We start from the raw sequence: 19,566 nt of genomic DNA, 5'->3' as shown, positions 1-19,566 counted from the left end.
TGCGGCGGTTTATCGCTATTTTATTGAATATATCTGACTATTTTGACAAAGTATGCTTACGAAAAATTAACAGGATTAATTATGAAAAAAGCAGTTGTAACTTTAGGGGCTATATTTTTACCGTTAGCTCTCTCAAGTACTGTCATGGCTTCTGCAGTTGAGCAAACAAAAGGCAGTTATGTTGATAAGTTTCGCCAACTCGATGAAGTGCTGCCTACACCGAATGTTTATCGCAGTGCAGCAGGTGAACCTGGTGAAAAATACTGGCAACAGCATGTTAATTACGACATCGATGTAAAGCTTGATGAAAAAGCGCGTCGCTTAACAGCAAGTCAAACCATAGAGTATAAAAATAATTCACCACACACACTCAAGTATTTATGGTTGCAACTCGATCAAAATATTTTTAAAAGTGACTCTATTGCAGAACGTACTGCTACATTTAATGGTTCTGCCTTGCAGGGAGATCCACAACCCAAAGCAACTAAATTAAGTTTAAGCCAGCTACGTCGTCAACAATTTATGAGTGACAATGAACTTGGCTTTACAATTGCTAATGTTAAAGATGACAACGGTAAAGAATTAAAAGTCACAGTTGTTGATACACTAATGCGTATTGACTTAAATGAACCACTGAAACCAGGCAAAGACACCGAATTCAGCATGGACTTTGCTTTTAACATCGTTGAAGAAGATGCCGTTGGCGCTCGCTCTGGTTACGAGCATTTTGAAAAAGATGGCAACGATATATTCTTACTTGCTCAATGGTTTCCACGTTTAGCTGCTTATACAGATTACGAAGCATGGACTAATAAAGCCTTTTTAGGCAGTGGTGAGTTTACGCTAGAATTTGGTGATTATGATGTTGAGATCACTGTTCCTGCCGATCATATCGTCTCAGCAACGGGTAAGCTTGATAATGCTAGTAGCGTGCTGACCCGTACTCAGCGAAACCGTTTAGAACAAGCCAAAAATACAAAGCGTCCAGTATTTATCGTTACTGAAGATGAAGCCTTAGAAAATGAAAAAGAAGGCACAGACAAGACCAAAACATGGCACTTTAAAGCGGAAAATGTGCGTGACTTTGCATGGGCGTCGTCGCGTAAATTTATGTGGGATGCAAAAGGTTACCAACAAGGAGGTAATGATCAGCCATTAGTGATGGCTATGTCATTTTTCCCCAAAGAAGGTGGCGATCTATGGAAGAAGTATTCGACCGAAGCAATCGTACATACAATGGAAGTTTATTCGCGCTTTTCATTTGATTATCCATACCCTGTTGCGCAGTCAGTCAATGGTCCAGTAGGCGGTATGGAATACCCAATGATCACATTTAATGGCCCACGAACTGAGTTACAGGATGACGGTTCGCGTACTTATTCACAAGCTGAAAAGCGCTTTTTAATTGGCGTGGTGATCCACGAGGTTGGTCATATTTATTTTCCTATGGTGGTGAACTCTGATGAGCGCCAATGGACTTGGATGGATGAAGGTTTAAACAGCTTTTTAGATGGTGTTGCTGGGCGTGAATGGGATCCAACTATTCCATGGGGGGTTGAACCGCGTGACGTTGTTGCCTACATGAAGTCTGAAAATCAAGTGCCGGTAATGACTCAGTCAGACAGCGTACTGCGTTTAGGGCCTAATGCTTATACCAAACCTGCGGCCGCACTAAATATTTTGCGTGAAGTGATTTTAGGCCGTGAGCTGTTTGATTTTGCGTTTAAAGAGTACGCCCAGCGTTGGAAGTACAAGCGCCCTACCCCTGCTGATTTTTTCCGTACCATGGAAGAAGCATCAGGTGTTGATTTAGATTGGTTCTGGCGTGGCTGGTTCTATAGCACTGATCATGTTGATATCTCGCTCGATAAAGTCTATCAATTACGTTTAGATACTAAAAATCCTGATATAGATTTTAATCGCCTACGTGATATTGAAGCGGCTAAACCTATGCCACTATTTGTGGAACGCAATAAGGCTGAAGCTAAAAAGCTATGGGTTGAAGAAAACTCCGACGTAACTGATTTCTACGATGAAAACGACCGCTTCACTGTTACTAACAAAGAGCGCAACTCGTATAATAAATTTTTAAAAGGCTTAGAGCCATGGGAGCGTAAAGTACTCGATCGCGCAGTTGCAGAAGATAAAAACTATTACGTGCTTGAATTTTCGAATTTAGGCGGCCTAGTAATGCCAATTTTACTTGAGCTTACCTATGAAGATGGTACTAAAGAAGATCGTATGATCCCTGCCGAAATCTGGCGTCGCAACCACAAACATGTGCAAAAACTTATTATTACTGATAAGAACAAGCCTTTGGTATCTGTAACGGTTGATCCTCGTTGGGAAACTGCAGACGTAGATGTTGAAAATAATAACTACCCTCGTCGTATTATTCCTTCACGTATTGAAGTGTATAAAAAAGAGCAAAGTAAAGCCAAAGTCAGCCGCGATATCATGCATGATATTAAAACTGAACTAAAAACAGATGACGAAAAAGATGACGCTAAGGAACAAGAATAATGCGTTTTATGCTTATTATTCTTGCTTTTATAGTTGCTATGCCAGCGACGGCACATCAACTTAAAGCATCAGTAACTACTGTTTTATTCAATAAACGTACTAGCAATATTGAGCTAATGCATCGTTTTTATTTACATGATACCGAGCATGCTGTGGAGCATTTATTTGCCGGTGGCGCCGATATTATTAGTAATAAAGAAGATCAACAACGCTTTGTAGATTACATCGAATCACATGTTGCTTTACAAACACTCGATGGAGAGCCGCTAGTGTTGAAAGAAGTGGGTGCGCAAGTTGATGGTAAGTTTTTTTGGGTTTACCAAGAAGCACCGATCCCAAAGGATATTAAAGGTATCCGTATGAGTCACGGCGCGCTGCGCGATTTATGGCCTGCGCAAGTGAATATGGTTAATGTTGAAGGTAAAGGCAAAGTGAAAACACTGCACTTTACCCAAGATGACACTTGGCTAGAAGCGCGCTTTGAACCAGCTAATACAGCGGTAGAGCAAACAAAGTAGGCAAGTTTAATAGTCCCCCAACCGACGCGCACAGTGGTTTTGTGCGCGTTTTTTATTAATTTTTAATTAAATACGAATATGTTTCTTTTCATATCCAATTGCTTAAACTATCTTAAAGTAAGTAATTTGGATGAAAATTAAATCATATACAAGGAGTGGTATGAACACGTATCAAAGTGCAGTAGCTGGGGTTATTTTTGATTTAGATGGCACCTTAGTATCATCTGAACTTGATTTTACTCTTATCAAAGCTCAAGTCGGGTGTCCTGACGAGCTTGATCTACTTAGTTTTATTGATGGTCTTCCTTCGCCTTACATGCGTGAGGAAGCAATGAATATTGTCCATCAACATGAGCTTATAGATGCTCAACATGCAACGTTGTTACCCGGCGTAGCGCAAGCTATCGCGTGTTTAAAAGAGCAAGCAATACCAATGGCAATCGTGACTCGCAATTACGATCGCGCTACTGCGCTGAAATTAAAAAATAATCCGTTGCCAATTCAAACAGTACTCACGCGTAGTGATGCCCCCCCTAAGCCAGATCCGAGCGCTTTGAATGCAATTGCAACGTTATGGGGAATAGATCAGCAACACATACTTTATGTTGGTGATTATCTTTATGATATCCAGGCTGCACATAATGCCAATATGCGTGCTTGCTTATATGCACCGAGTGATGTGCCTGCATATGCAGATCAAGCTGATTATATTCTGCACCATTTTTCTGAATTGCCTAACTTAATAAATAATTTAGGGCAAACACGACAATCACGTATTTTAAATGTCTCCATTTAAAGGTATTAAATATGTTATGTTAAATAGTGCGTTGTTTAACTTTTATAAACATGAGTACTGTCAAATGAAATGTCATAATTGTGATTTTGCAGTCATTTAATCACTAGCTCAATACCGCGCTAATTGTTAAAATGTTGCCAATATCGAGTTTCCAATAGAGGCATAAGATGGGCAGAGCATTTGAAGTACGTAAAAGCTCCATGGCGAAAACAGCGAATGCTAAAACCAAAGTTAATTCTAAGTACGGTAAAGAAATTTACGTAGCAGCAAAAAATGGTGAACCTGATCCAGAAGTAAACCAGTCGCTAAAACGCTTAATCGAACGCGCAAAGCGAGATCAAGTACCAGCACATGTCATCGAAAAAGCGATAGAAAAAGCTGCTGGCGGAGCTGGTGAGGATTATGCAACAGCCCGTTACGAAGGCTATGGCCCAGGTAACTGTATGGTGATTGTTGACTGTTTAACAGATAACCCAAATCGTACTATTAAAGATGTTCGCTTACCGTTTACTAAAACTGATTCAAAAATAGGTACGCCAGGCTGTGTAGCACATATGTTTGATCATTTAGCTGTACTTGGCTTTAGTGGTGACGATGATGAAGTGGTACTTGAAGCTTTAATGATGGCTGATGTTGATGTAACCGATGTAGAAGTTGAAGATGGCAAAGTATCGGTTTTTGCTCCACATACCGAGTATTACAAAGCAAAAACAGCATTAGAAGAGGCGTTTGAAGGTATTATTTTTGAAGTTGACGAAATCACCTTTGTACCACAAGTGCATATAGAAATTACTGATGCTGATGTTATCGCTAATTTTGATAAATTTATTGCAATGTTGGAAGATTGTGACGACGTACAAAACGTTTATCATAACGCCACGGTAGTGAATTAGGCTGAAGTTATAAAGTTAGCAAGTTAGTAGTTTCGAGAAGATGCAAAAGCGCATTTCATTGTTGGAATGTGCTTTTTTGTTGTTGATAGCTTATTTTTCTGAATGCTGATTATTCAGGAAAGTTATGGTTAAAGGATAATTTAAGCAAAAAAAACCAGCCCGAGGGCTGGCAATATGACACTAACAAACTCGAAGGGGAGCTATTGTTGCGCTTTATATCTTATACGAAACGCATGCAATAATGGTTCAGTATAACCACTGGGTTGTTTAACTCCTTCTAATACAAGGGCTAATGCAGCTTGATATGCAATACTTTGTGCTAAGCTTTGCACTGAATCGGCCATATTAACATAAGCCGGATCCCCTTCATTTTGGCCATCCACTACTTTTGCCATTTTCGCCATAGTAGTTTCTATTTGTGCCTGCGTGCATACACCATGCTGCAACCAGTTAGCCATATGTTGGCTTGAAATACGCAGTGTAGCCCTATCTTCCATTAATCCTATATGGTTAATGTCAGGCACTTTAGAACAGCCTACACCTTGATCAATCCAACGTACTACATAACCTAAAATACCTTGAGCATTGTTATCCAGCTCTGCCTGAATATCTTCTTTGCTCAAACTATTAGGATCAACCATCAAAGGCGGAGTTAATAGTTCTGTTAAACTAGCTTGTTGACGCTGGGCAATCGCTTTTTGACAGGCAAACACATCAACGTCATGATAGTGCATAGCATGTAAGGTGGCTGCAGTAGGGGAGGGCACCCAAGCAGTATTAGCGCCTGCTTGCGGATGGGCAATTTTTTGCTCCATCATCAACGCCATTTTATCGGGCATTGGCCACATACCTTTGCCTATTTGTCCGCGACCACTTAACCCGGTTTGCAAACCGATATCGACATTTCTGTCTTCATAAGCATTGATCCAAGGTTGTTGTTTAATGGCTGCTTTTGGTAATACTACACCTGCTTGCATTGAGGTATGAATTTCATCACCTGTACGGTCTAAAAAGCCAGTATTGATAAATACCACACGTTGTTTAGCAGCATTAATACAGGCTTTTAAGTTCACCGATGTACGGCGCTCTTCATCCATAATGCCCATTTTGATGGTGTTTTTGGGTAACTGTAAAAGCTGTTCAATACGACTAAATAATGTATTGGTAAAAGCAACTTCTTCAGGACCATGCATTTTCGGTTTGACGATATTGATACTGGCTGCAGTTGAATTTTTTACCGGGCTATTGCCATTTAAGTCATGCAGTGCGGCAGTGACCGTGATCATTGCATCCATGATACCTTCAAATACGTCGCGGCCTTGGCTATCTTGAATCGCAGGGTTTGTCATTAAATGGCCAACATTACGCACAAACATCATACTACGCCCTTTTAGACTTAGCGGTTTCCCATCAATACCTGAATAACTGCGGTCTTTAGCGAGTGTACGCTCAATCGTTTTGCCATCTTTTGTGAATGACTCAGCGAGAGTTCCTTTCATTAAGCCTAACCAATTTTGATACACTTGCACTTTATCTTCGCCGTCAACGGCGGCAACGGAGTCTTCACAATCCATAATGGTGGTAAGTGCAGCTTCGAGGAGGACGTCTTTTAAGCCCGCTTTGTCGGCTGCACCAATGCTATGATTATGATCTATTTGTAGCTCTATATGGAGGCCATGACTGAGTAATAAAATTGCACTGGGGTTTTGTGCTTCACCTTGAAAACCAATAAGTTGCGCTGGTTGTTTTAAGCCTGTTTGTGAGCTATCACGTAAGGTGATGATGAGCTGGCCATTAACTACCGAATAATTAGTACTTTCAATATGTGAGCCATTTTCAAGTGGTAACGCTTTATCTAAAAACTGCCTTGCGTAGGCCATTACTTTAAAACCGCGAACAGGATTATAGTTGCTGCCTTTTTCAGCGCCATCTTCTTCGCTAAGTACATCAGTGCCGTATAAGGCATCGTATAACGACCCCCAGCGTGCGTTAGCGGCATTAAGTGCAAAGCGTGCATTACTTACTGGCACAACCAGCTGAGGGCCAGCTGTGCGGGCTATTTCAGGCTCAACATTTTCTGTCTCAATGCAAAAATTATCGGGCTCAGGGACTAAATAACCAATGTCAGTTAAAAACTGTTGGTATTGCGCTGCATCCCAGTGTTTATTTGCTAGGTGATAGCTATCAATTTGGTGTTGTAGGTCTTCACGCTTGACTAATAATGCACGGTTAAGCGGACTAAGGTCATCAATAATTTCAGCAAATCCTTGCCAAAAGTGTTGTTCGCTAATACCTGTACCGGGTAGCAGTTGCTGGTTAACAAAATCGGCTAATTGGTTATCTACGGTTAATCCAAATTGGCTGTGAGAGAGTGTCATAATCGATATCCTTTTAAACGGTCGCGGTGCAATTGACTGCATGTGAGCAATCTTTTGTTAACCATAACCTAAAAATACGCAATAGGTGTTCTTTTAGCCATTCACTAAATATATAGCCAGCATAACAACTATAAATTTACTAAATCCAATAAATCGGCCTAATGTTGATTTAAGCGCTACAGAGCATTAACTCTTAGCCTCTCACACAACCATATAAATAAAATTTAGTTTTAACCCGTTCAGAGGATTTTTTATTATGACTACTTATCAACGTGAAACCGATACTTTAGCTACACTTTGTCAAGCACAAGGTAAAACATGGCAAGCAATTAATCCTGAATACGCAAGTCGTATGCGCTTGCAAAATCGTTTTCGTACGGGATTAGACATCGCCCAGTTTACAGCTGACATCATGCGTGAAGACATGGCTGCATATGATGCTGATACCAGCCAATACACACAATCGCTTGGTTGCTGGCATGGTTTTACTGCCCAACAAATGATGATGGCGATTAAACGTCACCAAAAAACCACTAAGCGTAGCTACGTATACCTAAGCGGTTGGATGGTTGCTGCGCTGCGCTCTGAGTTCGGCCCACTACCGGATCAAAGTATGCACGAAAAAACCTCAGTACCGGCGTTGATTGAAGAAATTTATACTTTCCTAAAACAAGCCGATGCTCGTGAACTTGACCATTTATTTAAAGACTTAGATAACGCCAAAGCAACTGGTGGTGATGTACAAGCGGTACTTGATAAAATAGATAACTTTGAAAGTCATGTGGTGCCGATCATCGCAGATATTGATGCTGGTTTTGGTAATGAAGAAGCAACCTACCTACTCGCTAAAAAAATGATTGAAGCGGGGGCATGTGCTATCCAAATCGAAAACCAAGTTTCAGATGCGAAGCAATGTGGTCACCAAGCAGGTAAAGTAACTGTGCCACACGAAGACTTTTTAGCAAAAATTAACGCCGTGCGTTATGCCTTTTTAGAACTGGGTATTGATAACGGTATTATTGTCGCACGTACTGACTCACTTGGTGCCAGCTTGACCCAAAAAGTGCCGGTATCACAAACACCTGGCGACCTTGCTAGTCAGTACAATGCGTTTTTAGAAACCACACCAATTAACGGTGTTGAAGATTTAAATGAAGGTGATACGGCAATGAAGCTGAACGGCCAACTATGTAAGCCGACTCGCCTTGATAATGGTTTATACCAATTCCGCGAAGGCACAGAAAAAGACCGTGTTGTACTAGATTGTATTACCAGCTTGCAATCGGGTGCTGATTTACTGTGGATTGAAACTGAAAAACCACATGTAAAACAAATTGCTGAACTGGTTAATCGGGTTAAAGAGCAAGTTCCTGACGCTAAACTGGTTTATAACAATTCACCTTCTTTCAACTGGACATTGAAATTCCGCGAGCAAGTTTATCAACAGTGGTTAGACGAAGGTAAAGACTTATCTGCTTATCCAAGCATTGATGATAATAAGGCGTTAATGGCACCAGAGATGGATGCAACTGAACTTGCAGTCGCAGCAGATGAGTTAGTACAAAACTTCCAACGTGATGGCGCGCGCGAAGCTGGTATTTTCCACCACTTAATTACGCTACCGACCTATCACACGGCTGCATTGAGCACTGATATTCTGTCAGAAGGCTACTTTGGTGACTTAGGTATGCTGGCTTATGTACGTGATGTGCAGCGTCAAGAAATTCGCCGCGAACAAGCATCCGTTAAGCATCAAGACTTAGCAGGTTCTAACATGGGAGATACCCATAAAGAGTACTTCTCAGGTGAAAATGCGCTTAAAGCTGGCGGCGAAGCAAACACTATGAACCAGTTTTAACATAACAGTCCAACTCAACAATGTTACCAAGGGCCGCAAGGCCCTTTTTTTGATGCTAGCAATTACAGAGGATATACAGCTTTACACTTGCTAACTTTACCGCTCAGATCAGATTTTAACTAAGGCTTGGATCAGTATTTAACTAGCATCAGATTTATTTTCAATTTTTGGATCAGAGTTTAATCAAGTGAATTTTTTGGCGGTATTTTTTATCAATTTAGCGATTTAATCAGCTTTTAGCTCTTTGGAAAGGGGGGATTTTGATAAAAATGGCCGTTATTAGCCATTAATCAGAAAATATAAACCGATTTTTTACCAACTCTAACCGACTACAAACCACTTTTTTACCAACTTAAACGCCATAAACAGTGACTCAAACCGATTTTTTACTAACTCGATGACCAAAAAATGTCATAAACCGAAATTTTACTAACTCGATTTTTTACAAAGTCCGATACTTGTGTAAACTTTAGAATATGTGAATGAGCACTCACTTTTTGTAAAGGGGGTTTACAGGGGATTTGACTAGTGACAAATTAGCGAGAGTAAAAGTTGTTAAGGACCAAGCTACGGTTTCTAGCTTCACACTTGCAACTTGTTAACTTTACTCTCGCCGCTAACTAATTTCTATTTACTATGCTTATCAAACCACCATTGAATATAAGCTACTTTAGCCATCAAGTTTGACGGCCGTTTTGTTATGCCATGTGATGCATCAGGAATACGTACCATTGCTGTATCAACTCCTTGTAGCTTTAATGCTTGATAGAATTGCTCGGTCTCAGAAATAGGAGTGCGGTAATCCGCTTCACCAGTGAGTAGCATGGTTGGTGTTTTAACATTACCAACATAGCTAATTGGCGAGCGTTTCATATAATGCTCAATATGATCCCATGGCTTACCTGGGAACCAGTAATCGGCAAAGAATGGGTAGAAGTCAGCAGTTAGTACAAAGCTGATCCAATTGATCACCGGCTTGGCAACAACAGCGGCGGCAAATCTGTCGGTATGGCCAACAATCCACGCCGTAAGTACACCGCCACCTGAGCCACCGGTTACAAACAGTTTTGACTGATCAATAAAACCTTTGCCAATAAGCGCATCAACGCCAGTCATTAAGTCATCAAAATCGTTACTAGGATAATTGTGATGAATAGTTTGCGCGAACTGCTTCCCATATGAATCACTACCACGCGGGTTCATATATAAAACCACATTACCTTTAGCGGCAAATAATTGTATTTCAGCGCTAAAGTGTGGACCGTAGTTAGCGACAGGGCCGCCGTGTATTTCTAAAATAAGGGGATATTTTTTACTACTATCAAACCCAGGAGGGTAGGCGACCCAACCTTGAATTGGTAAGTCGTCATAACTTGATTTCAGCCAAATTTCTTCTACTTTTGCCAGCTGTTTATTACCAAGCGCGTCGTCATTTAATTTTGTTAAACGTTGTGTTTTACCATTTTTAACTATTGCTATATCAGCTGGACGTTGGGTATCAGCAAGCGTGATTGCCACATCACCATCGTCGCTTATATCAAAGTCACCACCAGAATAAGGGCGACCGAATGAAACACTCCCTATTTTTTGTGTGATCACTTTTCGTTTGCCGCTACGTGGTTGATAAGCGAGTGCGGTTTGGCCTTCACTGGCGTAACTAAAATAAAGCCCTCTAGAATTATCAGCCCATTTAATTTGCTCGACACTGCGGTCAAAATCAGCGGTTAAACTTGTGGTATCACCCGATTTTAAATCGAGAATATATAGCTGGGTATTTTCATAATTGGTACGTTTATCATCATAACCGGTATAGGCAAGATAACGCCCATCTGGTGATATTTGCGGTTGCTGATCAGGACCTTCTCGGTCGGTAAGCGCTGTTATTTGTAGATCATTTAATGTCAGCTGATATATTTCAGAATTTGTTGGTTTGAGTTTAAAGTCAGCATGGCGATTAGCCGAAAAATAAAGGCTGTTACCATCTTCAGAAAAGCTAACTGGCCCGCCATGATCAAAGTCGCCAGAGGTTAACTGACGGGCATTACCGCCATTGGCATCAATAGTAAACAAATGACGAAAACCAGGCTTGGTATAACCGCCGCCATCGGCACGATAATATACGTCATCAATAAATTTAGCAGGCTCTGCCCAGCTGGCACCTTCAGGCTTGCCTGGTAAGTTAATAGGAGAACTAACTTTACTCGGTACAAATTGGCTAAACAGTAATTGCCGACCATTAGGTGACCACTGCAAACTTGCAGGGCTTTGAGTAAGATTACTAATTTTTGCAACAGCGCCTGTTTTTAGCCATTTTACATAAATTTGGCTACTGCCATCACGAGTTGAAATAAACGCTAAACGTGATTGGTCTGGCGACAAGACAGGGGAGTAATCCATATGTACACCCGATGTAAGCGGTTGTAATTGCTTTGAACTACTGTCGACAGACCAAATATTACTAACTTTACTATCTGATTTAATGTCCATCCGATTTCGAACAAAGTAGACGGTTTTACCGTCGTTAGTCATTTCAATTTGATTGGCATATTCAAGGTCGAATACATTTTCTAGTTGAAAAGTTTGCAGGTTATCATTGGCTAATACTGAAAAACACAGCGAGGTTAGGAGGGCTGCGGGGGCAATCAATTTCATTTTAATTCCTTGTTATTAATTATCGCACCTAACCGTTATAGAATAACAAAACCCAAAGGTACACCATCATGCGATGAATACCTGATTGATTATTAGTGGCTACTTGCCGACATTAGTATTTTTGAGTGGTTGAGCTGCGATAGTAAATTCACACTCGGTGAGTACTACACTTTTATTACATTGATAGAAAACGGTTACGTAAGTGTCTTGAGGCACTTGCTCTGCGAGCGTTTTAGTAATTTTAAACTGCAACTGTTGCTGATTAAAAGCAATTAGCTGTGCAGCTTCAAAACCAAAAAATTGCTTTACGCTTGGATATAGTGCTTTAAAAATACTTTCTTTTGCTGAAAAAATGACGGTTAATGGATGTGAAAGCTGCCCAGCCAATCGCCTAAACAGTGGATATTCATCAGGATGCAAAATTTGCTTTTGTAGCTCTAGCTCTTGTTTGGCACTCATTAGTTGCTCTATATCAATACCAATTCCAGCGATATCAGTGTGCTGACATGCTATAGCCATTGCGATCCCTTGCGTGTGGGTAATGCTACCAATAATGTTTTTAGGCCATATGGGCGCGCGATCGGGGCCTGAGATAATATCAAAACAGGGGATATTGAGGGCGGTTAACACCTGTTTTGCGCAAAAACGGCCGGCGAGGTATTCAGCTCTTCGTTTAACAACAGCCTTTTGTAGTTGTTGCGGTAACACAATCTGATAATTTAAAAAGTCACTGTCAATAAAACTGCTACTGTCGAACTCACAGCAATAACTATTATGACTAAGTTGTGGGCTCAGTTTAGTATAAAGAGAAAAATCCATAACATTTTGCTGTTTTGTTTAGTGTTATTAGTAAGACTTTGATAATACGCTAATAACTTCATAAATAAAGTAAAGGCTATGACTATTTAAGCTGAGCTTTGGTTAAGAGATTTACTAACATATTTATTTTAGCATTAATATTATTTTACTCCCCAGCCGGAAATTTTCAGGGATAACAAAGCGATTGAGCTTGGCGCTACTGATAAGGGCGCAGCCGGTCTACGTGAAATGGCAAGCATTCAGGCGTGTCAATTAAAGCAATTAGGCATTATGAAAATATAGGTCTACTGACAAACATAGAACGTCAAGGTTGTTACCGTATTTATGATAACGCTGATGTGGAATTTGTTTCGCTTATAAACGTGCACAATTATTAGGGTTAAGTTTAACTCAATTAAAACAGCTAAAAGTCACTAGACATGACTTAGATTGGCCTGCGTTAATGGCTTTGCCTTTCAATATCAACCTAATAAAAGCATTCCTGAAAAACTTCTTAAAGTACTTACCGCAGAGGTTGTACTAACGCTTGATACCCCCGTTTATTATCGTTATTTTCAAGGAGACTGTGTGACAAAGCAGTTGAAGCACACAATTTTAGGCTTGTGTGGCATTAAAGTGCTAAAAATAACGCATATTGGTCCAATCATCAGTTTAACGACAAAGTAGCGGGCTAAGTGCTTAAAACAGATGGCTAAAATGGCGATGAAATGAGAGTATAGACTTTACTTTATAGCTTGTAAGATCTTTAAGTACCGTTTAATAACAATAATATAAGTGAGAATACGTGTGCGCTTTTGTATTTTAACACTCGTTTTAATAGGGATTTTATCGGCACTGGTTGGTTGCTCAGGAGAGCCAGTTTTTGAAGCTCCATCAACATCACAATTTCGCCATACGCAAGAAATTGTTGAGTCAGCGGCGTTATCTAATGATGGCCAGCTAAGTGTTGTCTCAGAGCAAGGTAAGGTATGTGTATGGGATAATAAGATAAGCAAAACCTTGTTTAGTTGCATTTCCGGTGATGATGCAAAACATATTGAATTGCTTGGCTTTAGTGATGATAAAACTAAGTTTTATATTTCTAACCGCACGTCAGTACATTTATTTTCAGTTGCAAATGGTCAACTACTGGGTAGTTGGTCAACAGGGAAAAACATTGCTCGTGATATTGCAATATCAGCAAACGGTCAGTTAATAGTGGTAGGCTATCGTAGCGGTGAAGCTGATGTGATCAACTCTCTAACTAAGCAAAATACGCTATTTCAAGTTCATCGCCTTGATATTAATTCTGTAGCACTATCTGCAGATGGACAAACAGCATTAAGCGGTTCAAGCGATAAGTTTACTTATTTATGGTCAACGAAAGATGGCACTATTTTAAAAGAGTTCAAATTAGCGACTCGTGTTAATCATGTCAATATAAACGAAAATGCAAGTTTAGGTTTTGCGATAGATTCTGTTGATGATCGTATATTTCTTGATTTAAACACCGGTATTAAAAAAGCTGAACTAAATATATTTACTAATTTTATAGAGTTTAACCACTCGCGGTTTGTAAATGATGATAAATGGTTTTTAACCGGCTCACCGAAAAGCACGATACAATTATGGCGTGTAAAAGATGGTACATTATTGGCTGAGTATAAAGCGACACAACTGCGCATTCGTGGCTCAGTTTTAGCTGTAGCGTATGATAAAGAAAATAAAACAATTGTCAGCGAAAGCAGTGATGGAGTACTAGAAGTTTGGCCGTATCAGCCTAAGTAAGCGAAAACTTAATTGGATTTTAAAAGCCGTGTTTACTTAACAAACACGGCTTTTATAATTACCGCTTAGCGCTATTAATAATCAAACTTATGTTCAGTAAATAAGCTCTGTACTTGTTGCCATATTTTCCCAGGTTTGCCATCAGCGACCAGTTGACCGTTGAGTTTTACCACTGGGCCAACTTCTTTTGTGGCACTGGTGATCCACACTTCATCGGCTGCAAATAGTTCCTGCTTGGTAATAATACGTTCTTGGACTTTAAAGTCACTGTGGCTGTGTAATATCGTTAAAATTAACCAGCGAGTGATACCCGGTAAAATTTGGTTATCCAATGGGGGTGTGCTGATCACGCCATCTTTAACAATAAACACATTACTTGAGCTTGCTTCGGTAAGCTCATCTAAGCGATTGTATAAAATGGTTTCTTTATTGCCAGCCGCCGCACCATGCTGGTAATGAATCACGTTGCCGAGTAATGCGGTTGACTTGATGTGGCAACGCTGCCAGCGCTTATCTTGCTCAACGGATACAGTATAAGTCGTGGCGTTGTCGATATCACTAACGGGTTGTGCTGGAATTTCAAAGGCGTAGGCAAATACCGTTGGCGTAATACCACTCGGGTAGGCATGAGCACGCTTAGTATCAGCGCCACGGCTAACGTGCAAATAAATACCAAGGTTTTCGCCGTGATTTTTCTCACACAGCTGCTGGCAGATTTCACGCCATGTATCAGCTGTATAATCGAGTACAATTTCCAGTTCATTTAAACCATTCTTCATGCGTTCAATATGCGCTGCAAAGCCAAGCATGTTGCCATTATAGGCAGGGATCACTTCGTAAATACCATCGCCAAATAAAAAGCCTCTGTCCATTGGCGATATTTTTGCGTGCTCTGCGTTCATATAGTCGCCGTTTAAATACACCGTACTCATTATAAATCCTCATTCTGATTGGCAACATCGCTAAGCTGACGTAGTCTTGCGATGAGTTGTTGGCCATGCATAGCATGTAAGCCATCTTCGGTTAATTCGTTTTTGTGAGTAACGCCATCTACACTGCCACGTTCACTCAAATATTGCAGGATTGCTAAAGTATCGACTTCTGCGAGTAAGTCTTGGCTATGCCAGCGGCTTAAAAACGCAATAATGCCGTAAGCTGCCCAGTTTGATACATCCGCTAACAGCAGTTCATCGCAGCAAGTAAGGCACGGCATAATGCTCAGCTCGGTCATATATTGTGATAAATTGCCCATCCCTATTTCGTTACCGCCATCACCAATAGCTACCGTTGGGCAGGGTGCTTGGCTGACAAAAAAATCAAAACAACCACAATCAGCCGAAATATCAATACCACGCATATTGTAATATTTATTGCCGTGACACAGCCCGGGGCGCTCGATAGACAATACGCAATCTGGCTTTAATTCAGCCAGCGCAGCTTTGCTAAAAGCCATTGCATCAGTAAAATTATTCAGTGGCAATTCAAAACAGTTAAATTCATTTTTCAGTGCACTGTAAAGGGGGTTTCCACAGACTAAAATAGGATTTTTACCCAGCGTAATTAAAGCATTGTATAAAGCAATGGCGCCTACAGGGCCATCGGTTTCAAAGGTTTGCTTGACGGCAAAACCGGTACCAATGAGTACCGTACTTTTGGCATCAAATAACGACTTTGCAGCGCGCAGATAAGTACCTGTCTGTTGATAGGCATAGAGATTTTGCATACCACGTAGGTTTTGTTCTACCATCATGGTTTCGATTGCTTGACTTAATTGTTCATCACTTAACGAGTGTGGCATAACGCTTTGATCTCTTGAATAAGGGCAATGCCTGCAGCGTTATCGCCATGCACACATAAACTGTCTGCGTGTAAAGGCAGTTGTTTGCCCGATTGTGTGGTTACGCAGCCGGTGGCGAGTAACTGTTTAACTTGCGCTATTAGCGCAGGTTTATCATGCACACTACCAGCAATTTTCCGTGATACTAATTGACCGTCATCGGTATATTGGCGATCAGCAAATGCTTCTAAAATTAATTCAAGGTTATATTGTTGAGCAAGTTGTTGATGTTGCGCTGCTTTCGCAGTGGCGAGAAGCATTAGTTTTAAAGGGCTCGGGTAACTGGCAACAGCTTGTATCACCGTGGTCAAAATTGTTTTATCGGCCATCATATCGTTATATAACGCGCCATGTGGCTTCACATACTCTAAAGTGAGGCCTTGAACTTTTGCCATGCCTTCAATTGCGGCTATTTGATAATGCAGGCAATTGCTTAGCTCTTGTGGTGTTAATGCCATGGAGCGACGCCCAAAGCCCTGTTTATCAGGATAGCTGGGGTGCGCGCCTATAATGACGTTATGTTGTTTAGCAAGCATCAGGGTGCGTGCTAGAACATCACTATCACCGCCATGAAAACCACAAGCAATATTAGCCATATCAATATGCGGCATTACCTCTTCATCAAGGCCCATTTGCCATGCGCCAAAGCTTTCCCCTAAATCACAATTGAGCTTCATCATTATTTCCGTTTAAAAAGCCGAGATATGGGCGTTTTGAATGTCGGTGATCAGCATATGACCTGGGCTATGTGTAATGCAAAAATCAGGCGCAGCATTAGCGATGGCTACTTGCGGCGTGACACCACAGGCCCAAAATACCGGTACTTCACCGTCTTTAATGGTGACAGATTCACCAAAGTTAGGGCGATTAATATCTTTAATACCTATTGCAGCTGGATCCCCAAAGTGAACTGGCGCTCCATGCACATCTGGAAAGCGGCTACATATTTGGATTGCCCGAATCGCATCTGCCGGCTTCATCGGTCGCATACTAACGACCATGTTAGCATGAAATATACCGGCGCTTTCGCAGGGAATATTAGTCATGTACATAGGTACATTTTTATTTTCCGTAATATTACGTATTTCTAGGCCCGCCAACTTTAACGACTCTTCAAATGAAAACGAGCAACCAATTAAAAAAGTGACCAAGTCATCGCGCCATTGCTCTTTGATATTCGTTACTTCTTCAATCAATTGGCCATTTTTAAAAATACGATAGCGAGGTATGTCAGTCCTAATATCTAAATCATGAGCAACATTTGGAATGCTGGTAGCTCCAGGCGTGCGGCTACTTGCTACAATTGGGCACGCTTTTTTGTTTGCTTGGCAAAATTGTAAAAAATCAAACGCATAGCGCTGGGGCAAAATCACTAAATTAGCCTGTACAAAGCCGGGAACAAAGCCCGATGTACTACCGGTATAATCTTCATTCCTGATCATATTACGAATAGCGTAAGGCGTAGTAAGTGATGCGTTATGTTGCATAGTATCCTCGTAAACTTTTAGTTGTTGTTAATGCCACTGACGGTAACAGGCAAAGTACCTTGCGCTGGCTTTTTACCAACTAGTACTTTTGCAAGAGCAGTAAAAGCTGGCCCTGCTACTTTAACATCATTATCTACATCTATGTTATACGCATAAGTTGCTAAAATTGCATCCGCATATTGGCCAAATGTGGCAATATCGTATGGTGCTCGTAAACTAACAAAAACGGTTTTCTTATCAGCTTGTTGCGCTTGCTGAAGCAGTTTTTCAAGTGCCGGACCTTGCGCCGATTTTGCAATTGCAAATGCAGGGTTATCAGCAAGGTCATCCATGCCGCCAATTTCTACCGCGCTTTGGTTTGGTGATGCATTGCCTGCAATGATGATATCCGCTTCATTGATTGCTTTTAACGTCGCTGTGGGCTCAAAGCCTTGTAAACTGGTGCAGCTAAATGCAAGTGGTTGCTGAGTATTTTCTGCAATTGCCTGTTGTAGCGCCAAACACTTGCGGGTATCAGGCATGATGATATGTACTTTACTATTTGCCGTCAGTTTAATCGGTAAAGTGTGCTGGTCATTTTTAACTTGGGTAATGGCGGCAAGAGCCAGCTCAGCTTCGACTTTGCGATGATTATCATCACCGAGAATAAGTTGTGCTTTTTGCATTGCTAACGATTCGTCAAGCTCTGTGGTCAGTTTAAATTTACTTTTTAAATTGATGATGCGTTGAGCAGAGATAGCGACTTCGTCGGCTTGTAAATTACCTTTTTCAACTTCGCTCACTAAGCGGCTGATCAGTTTATCTAATACGACTAAATCTTTTGGACTACGAATTTCAATTGGCATCAAAGCAATATCAACCCCGGCAGCAAAAGTATTTACAACGGCTTCAATTGGTTCGAAAAAGTGGCTAATACCAGCCATATCTAGCGCATCGGTGATCACTACACCTTGATAGCCCATTTCATCGCGTAATAATTCGCTGATGATTTTATGCGACATCGTCGCAGGTTTGATCATGGTTTTGCCATCTTTACTAACAAATGTGCTGCTATCCAGTGCTGGGTACTGAATATGCGCAGTCATGATCATGCCAGGGTTTTGCTTTTTAATAATAGTTTGAAACGGAGGTAAATCTTTTTCCCAGATAGTTTCTTTATCGTGCATTACTTTTGGCAAGCCGGTGTGGCTATCAACGTTTGTATCACCATGGCCTGGAAAGTGTTTCAGTGAGGTAATTACGCCATTACCTTCAAAGCCAGCAACTTGTGCGCCACCTAAAATACTCACAAGTGTTGGATCTTCACCGTATGAGCGCACATTAATAACCGGGTTATCAGGGTTCATGTTTACATCAACAGTTGGTGCATAGTTAACATTCACACCAATGGCTTTTAATTCATCAGCAATCACTTGTGCAGATTGTGTAGCAAACTTGGTGCCGTGAACCGCATAACTTGCGCCAATCGACATATTACCAGTAAATGAAGTGGCAATATCACGAGGAATACGTGCAACACGTCCGCCTTCTTGGTCAATTGAAATAAATAATGGTGCGCCTAAGCTCGACTTTGCCGCAGCTTGTTGCATAGCATTATTTAATTTAACGATTTGCGCAATATTATCGATATTTTCAGCAAATAAGATCACCCCACCAATATTATGTTTAGTGATCACCTTGGCTAAATCTGCAGGTAATTCAGTGACTGCATTACGGCATTTTTGCTCAGGTGTGTTCTCGCTGTCTTGCTCACAATAATAACGAAAATCGAGCATCAGCTTTTGGCCAAGCTGTTGCTCAAGGGTTAAATTGGTCGCTGCAAAGGTCGATTTCATTGGTAATAAACACCCTAGTCCAAAGAGAATTGATGATATGGCAAACTTATTTAACACAGTAGGCTCCAAAGCTGAATTGCTTATTTTATTTATGAATATTTTATTCCTGATGGTAATGCCATTTTGGATTAAAATACAACATATTTTTGTCACATTAACGTTTTTTTTGCAGAACTGCAAAAACCACCGACGAATCACATGCT

At 40.9% G+C, this 19,566-nt stretch carries 15 protein-coding genes; 7 read left to right on the top strand and 8 right to left on the bottom strand.

The genetic code is table 11. The features are described from left to right. Positions 1 to 81 precede the first annotated feature (81 nt). The 4 genes from H5163_RS15270 to H5163_RS15255 all read left to right on the top strand — a co-directional run bounded on the left by H5163_RS15270 (position 82) and on the right by H5163_RS15255 (position 4,730). A complete protein-coding gene (locus tag H5163_RS15270; RefSeq protein WP_182731982.1) occupies positions 82 to 2,523 on the top strand; it encodes a M1 family metallopeptidase in 2,442 nt (813 codons plus the stop codon). Continuing rightward, positions 2,523 to 3,041, top strand: a complete 519-nt coding sequence (locus H5163_RS15265) for a DUF6702 family protein (RefSeq protein ID WP_145238863.1) — start codon at positions 2,523 to 2,525, stop codon at positions 3,039 to 3,041. The genes H5163_RS15270 and H5163_RS15265 overlap by 1 nt, the downstream gene beginning before the upstream one ends. 160 nt (positions 3,042 to 3,201) lie before the next feature. Continuing rightward, entirely contained in the window at positions 3,202 to 3,837 is a 636-nt protein-coding gene (locus H5163_RS15260) for an HAD family hydrolase (RefSeq protein ID WP_145238861.1), read from the top strand. 167 nt (positions 3,838 to 4,004) lie between these two features. After that, positions 4,005 to 4,730: a YebC/PmpR family DNA-binding transcriptional regulator gene (locus tag H5163_RS15255; protein ID WP_145238859.1), complete on the top strand. Its 726-nt coding sequence runs from the start codon at positions 4,005 to 4,007 to the stop codon at positions 4,728 to 4,730. A 200-nt stretch (positions 4,731 to 4,930) separates the two neighbouring features. On the opposite strand, the gene H5163_RS15250 is transcribed toward H5163_RS15255, so the two are convergent. Beyond that, positions 4,931 to 7,108 (bottom strand): malate synthase G, encoded by a 2,178-nt coding sequence (locus H5163_RS15250; RefSeq protein ID WP_182735473.1) that lies wholly within the window; start codon positions 7,106 to 7,108, stop codon positions 4,931 to 4,933. A 256-nt stretch (positions 7,109 to 7,364) separates the two neighbouring features. Between H5163_RS15250 and H5163_RS15245 the strand changes: the two genes are divergently transcribed. Then, entirely contained in the window at positions 7,365 to 8,966 is a 1,602-nt protein-coding gene (locus H5163_RS15245; RefSeq protein ID WP_145238853.1) for an isocitrate lyase, read from the top strand. A 627-nt stretch (positions 8,967 to 9,593) separates the two neighbouring features. Here the strand turns inward: H5163_RS15245 and H5163_RS15240 are convergent. Together H5163_RS15240 and H5163_RS15235 are read right to left on the bottom strand one after the other, a co-directional pair. Then, positions 9,594 to 11,618 carry a S9 family peptidase gene (locus H5163_RS15240; protein WP_182735472.1) on the bottom strand — a complete coding sequence of 675 codons (2,025 nt, stop codon included), beginning with the start codon at positions 11,616 to 11,618 and terminating at the stop codon, positions 9,594 to 9,596. A 99-nt stretch (positions 11,619 to 11,717) separates the two neighbouring features. Then, positions 11,718 to 12,437 (bottom strand): 4'-phosphopantetheinyl transferase, encoded by a 720-nt coding sequence (locus H5163_RS15235; protein ID WP_182735471.1) that lies wholly within the window; start codon positions 12,435 to 12,437, stop codon positions 11,718 to 11,720. A gap of 245 nt (positions 12,438 to 12,682) precedes the next feature. Between H5163_RS15235 and H5163_RS21525 the strand changes: the two genes are divergently transcribed. Then, positions 12,683 to 12,814: a MerR family transcriptional regulator gene (locus H5163_RS21525; RefSeq protein WP_404936316.1), complete on the top strand. Its 132-nt coding sequence runs from the start codon at positions 12,683 to 12,685 to the stop codon at positions 12,812 to 12,814. A 397-nt stretch (positions 12,815 to 13,211) separates the two neighbouring features. Then, on the top strand, positions 13,212 to 14,204 hold the full coding sequence (locus H5163_RS15225; protein WP_182735470.1) for a WD40 repeat domain-containing protein: 993 nt from the start codon (positions 13,212 to 13,214) through the stop codon (positions 14,202 to 14,204). A 74-nt stretch (positions 14,205 to 14,278) separates the two neighbouring features. Here H5163_RS15225 and H5163_RS15220 read toward each other — a convergent pair whose 3' ends face one another. The 5 genes from H5163_RS15220 to H5163_RS15200 are packed head-to-tail and all read right to left on the bottom strand — an operon-like array spanning position 14,279 to position 19,363. Next, the gene (locus H5163_RS15220; protein WP_145238837.1) at positions 14,279 to 15,136 is read right to left on the bottom strand and encodes an aminotransferase class IV; all 858 of its coding nucleotides are present in this window, start codon (positions 15,134 to 15,136) and stop codon (positions 14,279 to 14,281) included. Then, a complete protein-coding gene (locus tag H5163_RS15215) occupies positions 15,136 to 16,002 on the bottom strand; it encodes a glutamate cyclase domain-containing protein (RefSeq protein WP_182731975.1) in 867 nt (288 codons plus the stop codon). Before H5163_RS15215 ends, H5163_RS15220 begins: the two co-directional genes overlap by 1 nt. Further along, positions 15,987 to 16,718, bottom strand: a complete 732-nt coding sequence (locus H5163_RS15210; RefSeq protein ID WP_182735488.1) for a 5-oxoprolinase subunit PxpA — start codon at positions 16,716 to 16,718, stop codon at positions 15,987 to 15,989. The genes H5163_RS15215 and H5163_RS15210 overlap by 16 nt, the downstream gene beginning before the upstream one ends. A gap of 12 nt (positions 16,719 to 16,730) precedes the next feature. Next, entirely contained in the window at positions 16,731 to 17,528 is a 798-nt protein-coding gene (locus H5163_RS15205; RefSeq protein ID WP_149980357.1) for a putative hydro-lyase, read from the bottom strand. A gap of 17 nt (positions 17,529 to 17,545) precedes the next feature. Beyond that, entirely contained in the window at positions 17,546 to 19,363 is a 1,818-nt protein-coding gene (locus tag H5163_RS15200; RefSeq protein ID WP_182735469.1) for a glycoside hydrolase family 3 protein, read from the bottom strand. Between the last annotated feature and the right edge of the window lie 203 nt (positions 19,364 to 19,566).

It is taken from the genome of Pseudoalteromonas sp. SG44-8, from assembly GCF_014164125.1.
In the GTDB taxonomy this organism is placed as follows: Bacteria; Pseudomonadota; Gammaproteobacteria; order Enterobacterales; family Alteromonadaceae; genus Pseudoalteromonas; species Pseudoalteromonas rhizosphaerae.
This window is presented reverse-complemented; position numbering and strand designations above follow the sequence as displayed.

Coding starts and splice junctions, on each gene's coding strand:
- H5163_RS15200 (WP_182735469.1), bottom strand. CDS start 19,363: ATGAAATCGACCTTTGCAGCGACCAATTTAACCCTTGAGCAACAGCTT.
- H5163_RS15220 (WP_145238837.1), bottom strand. CDS start 15,136: ATGAGTACGGTGTATTTAAACGGCGACTATATGAACGCAGAGCACGCA.
- H5163_RS15255 (WP_145238859.1), top strand. CDS start 4,005: ATGGGCAGAGCATTTGAAGTACGTAAAAGCTCCATGGCGAAAACAGCG.
- H5163_RS15265 (WP_145238863.1), top strand. CDS start 2,523: ATGCGTTTTATGCTTATTATTCTTGCTTTTATAGTTGCTATGCCAGCG.
- H5163_RS15260 (WP_145238861.1), top strand. CDS start 3,202: ATGAACACGTATCAAAGTGCAGTAGCTGGGGTTATTTTTGATTTAGAT.
- H5163_RS15240 (WP_182735472.1), bottom strand. CDS start 11,618: ATGAAATTGATTGCCCCCGCAGCCCTCCTAACCTCGCTGTGTTTTTCA.
- H5163_RS15210 (WP_182735488.1), bottom strand. CDS start 16,718: ATGAAGCTCAATTGTGATTTAGGGGAAAGCTTTGGCGCATGGCAAATG.
- H5163_RS15215 (WP_182731975.1), bottom strand. CDS start 16,002: ATGCCACACTCGTTAAGTGATGAACAATTAAGTCAAGCAATCGAAACC.
- H5163_RS15250 (WP_182735473.1), bottom strand. CDS start 7,108: ATGACACTCTCTCACAGCCAATTTGGATTAACCGTAGATAACCAATTA.
- H5163_RS15245 (WP_145238853.1), top strand. CDS start 7,365: ATGACTACTTATCAACGTGAAACCGATACTTTAGCTACACTTTGTCAA.
- H5163_RS15270 (WP_182731982.1), top strand. CDS start 82: ATGAAAAAAGCAGTTGTAACTTTAGGGGCTATATTTTTACCGTTAGCT.
- H5163_RS15235 (WP_182735471.1), bottom strand. CDS start 12,437: ATGGATTTTTCTCTTTATACTAAACTGAGCCCACAACTTAGTCATAAT.
- H5163_RS15205 (WP_149980357.1), bottom strand. CDS start 17,528: ATGCAACATAACGCATCACTTACTACGCCTTACGCTATTCGTAATATG.